At 63.1% G+C, this 3652-nt stretch carries 4 protein-coding genes; all 4 read left to right on the top strand.

Annotated elements, in window-relative coordinates; genetic code table 11:
- The coding region (locus OBACDRAFT_RS21095; protein ID WP_043588894.1) for a M14 family zinc carboxypeptidase at positions 1–680 on the top strand (680 nt) is incomplete at its 5' end.
- Positions 680–1516, top strand: a complete 837-nt coding sequence (cysT, locus tag OBACDRAFT_RS21090) for a sulfate ABC transporter permease subunit CysT (RefSeq protein WP_043588893.1) — start codon at positions 680–682, stop codon at positions 1514–1516. The genes OBACDRAFT_RS21095 and cysT, both read left to right, overlap by 1 nt.
- A 24-nt stretch (positions 1517–1540) precedes the next feature.
- Complete coding sequence (cysW, locus tag OBACDRAFT_RS21085) at positions 1541–2521, top strand: sulfate ABC transporter permease subunit CysW (RefSeq protein WP_043588892.1); 981 nt, start codon at positions 1541–1543, stop codon at positions 2519–2521.
- Positions 2522–2561: 40 nt separating this feature from the next.
- Entirely contained in the window at positions 2562–3614 is a 1053-nt protein-coding gene (locus tag OBACDRAFT_RS21080; protein WP_043588891.1) for a sulfate/molybdate ABC transporter ATP-binding protein, read from the top strand.
- Positions 3615–3652 lie beyond the last annotated feature (38 nt).

Raw genomic sequence — 3652 nt, 5'->3', positions numbered from 1 at the left:
CCTACACCCTTCCCCGCATCACCTTTTCCGGTCCCCGCGCTCCACACGACACGCCCCTCCGCATCGGCCTGTTCGGCGGACTCCACGGCGACGAACCCGCCAGCGTTGACGCCCTGCTCGTCTTTGCCGAACGCCTCGCCACCGATCCCACGCTCGCCACGGGCTACGAACTCACCATCTACCCCGTCATCAACCCCACCGGTCTCGAAGACGGCACCCGCGTCAATCGCGCCGGGGTCGATCTCAACCGTGAATTTTGGCAATCCCCCCCCTCCCCCCACCCCGAAATCCGCATCCTCGAAAACGAACTCCGCACCCGCCGTTTCAACGGCCTCATCACCCTGCACGCTGACGACACCAGCGAAGGCGTTTACGGATACACCCACGGCCACATTCTCAACGAAGCCCTTCTTGAGCCCGCCCTCCGCGCCGCCTCTCTCGTGCTCCCGCGCGACCGCCGGGCCAAAATCGACGGCTTTGCCGCAGCCGACGGCAAAATCTCGCGCTGCTTCACCGGAATTCTAGCCTCGCCACCGGACCAACGACCCAAACCCTTTGACCTGATATTTGAAACGCCCGGCCTCGCCCCCCACGACCAGCAGGTCGAGGCCGCCGTCCTCGCACTTGAAACCATCCTCGACGAATACCGCGTATTCCTCGCCCACGCCCAGTATCTCTGATGTCACTCTTCCGCCGCTCCTCCCGTTCCGTCCTGCCCGGCTTCGGCCTCACCCTCGGATTCACCGTCCTCTACTTGAGCCTCATCGTGCTCGTGCCCCTCTCGGCGGCATTCATCCGAAGCTCCGGCATGACTTGGGACGCCTTTGTCAACGCCGTTACCTCCCCCCTTGTTGTTGCCTCCTACAAAATCAGTTTCGGCTGCTCCCTTGCCGCCGCCCTCGTCAACGCCGTCTTTGGCCTGATCGTCGCTTGGGTGCTCACCCGTTATACCTTTCCCGGCAAAAAAATCGCGGACGCCCTTGTCGATCTCCCCTTCGCGCTCCCGACCGCCGTTGCCGGCATCGCCCTCACCGCCATCTACTCCCAAAACGGCTGGGTGGGCCGCTGGCTTGAGCCGCACGGCATCAAAATCACCTACACACAAACCGGCGTCTTCATTGCCCTCACCTTCATCGGCCTCCCCTTTGTCGTCCGCACTCTCCAGCCCATCATCGAAGAACTGGAACCCGAACTTGAAGAAGCCTCCGCCACCCTTGGCGCCAACCGCTGGCAGACCCTGCGCAAAGTCATTTTCCCGCAACTCATCCCCGCGCTCATCACCGGCTTCGCCCTCGCCTTTGCCCGCGCCCTCGGAGAGTACGGCTCCGTTGTATTCATCGGTGCCAACCTCCCCATGCGCACCCAAATCACCCCGCATATCATCTACGAAAAACTCGAACAATACGACTACGCCGGTGCCACCGCCGTGGCCTCCGTCCTCCTCGTCGCCTCCTTCGTCCTCCTGCTTATTATCAATCTCCTCCAGAAATGGAGCCGCCGCCACCATACCGTCTGAAAAGAGCCTGAGCCCTTTCTCAACATGTCCTCCGTCGCCTCCTCGCTCACCACCGCCCCCAGCACCACCGTCCACGCCACCCGGCGCACGACGCAGGACGCCCCGTGGGTGCGTTGGACTCTCACCACCATCGCCCTTCTCTTTCTGGCCGGCTTCCTTGCCCTTCCGCTCGCCTCCGTTTTTGCGGAAGCCTTTCGCAAAGGTGCCGGCGCCTACTTTAAAGCTTTCCGCGACCCCGACGCCCTCGCCGCCCTCAAGCTCACCCTCATCACGACCGCCATCGCCGTCCCCGCCAACCTCCTCTTTGGCGTCGCCGCCGCCTGGGCCATCGCCAAATTCAACTTCCGCGGCAAAAGCATCCTCATCACCCTGATCGACCTCCCCTTTGCCGTCTCGCCCGTCATCGCCGGCCTCATCTACGTATTGGTATTCGGACTACAAGGCTGGTTCCCCCCTCCCGCGCAGGAAGCATTCTTCGCCCCCCTTGCCGGCGTCGTCCGCCACATCGCCGACACCCCTGGCCTCGGCTGGCTCTTTGGCGGCCTGGCCGACTGGCTTGCCTCGCCCAAAATCATCTTTGCCGTCCCCGGCATCGTCCTTGCCACCATCTTTGTGACATTCCCCTTCGTCGCCCGCGAACTCATCCCCCTCATGCAAGCCCAGGGCAACGACGAAGAATACGCCGCCATCACCCTCGGCGCCAACGGCTGGCAGACCTTCTGGCACGTCACCCGCCCCAACATCAAATGGGGACTCTTCTACGGCATCATCCTCTGCAACGCCCGCGCCATGGGCGAATTCGGCGCCGTATCCGTGGTTTCAGGACACATCCGCGGCGAGACCAACACCCTCCCCCTCCACGTCGAGATTCTCTACAACGAATATCAATTCGTCGGTGCCTTCGCCGTCGCCTCCCTCCTTGCCCTCCTCGCCATCGTCACGCTCGTCCTCAAGTCCATTGTCGAGTGGAAATTCAGCAACTCCACCCAAGCCGCCAGACACTGACCCCAACACCTTCCGTCCACCACCTTTCGCCTCTCCACTCATGAGCATCACTGCCACGAAAATCAAAAAAACCTTCGGCAACTACACCGCGCTCGAAGGTGTCGACCTTAAAGCACCCAGCGGCAAACTCATCGCCCTGCTCGGCCCCTCCGGCTCCGGCAAGACCACGCTCCTGCGCATCATCGCCGGACTCGAATACGCCGACTCCGACAGCGGGCGCATCCTCTTCCACGACCAGGACGTCACCGACGTGCCCGCCGGCGAACGCGGCGTCGGATTTGTTTTCCAGCACTACGCCCTCTTCCGCCACATGACCGTGGCCGAAAACGTCGCCTTCGGCCTCAAAGTCAAAAAACGCAAAGACCGCCCCACCCGTGACGAAATCCACACCCGCGTGCACGAACTCCTCACCCTCGTGCAACTCGGCGGCCTCGACCGCCGCTACCCCGCCCAACTCTCCGGCGGACAGCGCCAGCGCGTCGCCCTCGCCCGCGCCCTTGCCGTCAATCCCAAAGTCCTCCTCCTCGACGAACCCTTCGGCGCCCTCGATGCCAAAGTCCGCAAGGAACTCCGCCGCTGGCTCCGCCAGTTCCACGACGAAATCGGTCTCACCACCGTCTTCGTCACCCACGATCAAGAGGAGGCGCTCGAAATCGCCGATGAAGTCGTCGTCATGAACAACGCCCGTATCGAACAAGTCGGTACACCGCAGGAAGTCTATGACCATCCCAAGTCACCCTTCGTCTACCAATTCCTCGGCAACGTAAACCGCCTCCAACTCCCCTGGCGCGGACTCACTGCCTCCGGCACCATTGCGCCCTTCACCGACGACAAGGCCCGCGTCGCCTTCGTCCGCCCTCACGAACTGGAAATCCAACCCTTCAAGCACGGCCTCGAAGGCGAACCCGCCCGCGTCCGTGCCATCCAGTCCGCCGGCCCCTTTGCCCGCGTCACCCTCGTGCGCGGGGCCAACGAATACATCGACGTTGAACTCAGCCGCCAGCGTCTCGACGAACTCTCCCTCACGCCCGAGGACACCGTGCTCCTCCGCGTCCGTCGCAGCAAAACCTTCGCCCAGGACTACTCGATCTAGGGAGGGCGGGTCTCTCCCGACCCGCCGGGACGAGGCGC

The sequence above is a fragment of the Geminisphaera colitermitum TAV2 genome, assembly GCF_000171235.2.
Taxonomy (GTDB): Bacteria; Verrucomicrobiota; Verrucomicrobiia; order Opitutales; family Opitutaceae; genus Geminisphaera; species Geminisphaera colitermitum.
This window is presented reverse-complemented; position numbering and strand designations above follow the sequence as displayed.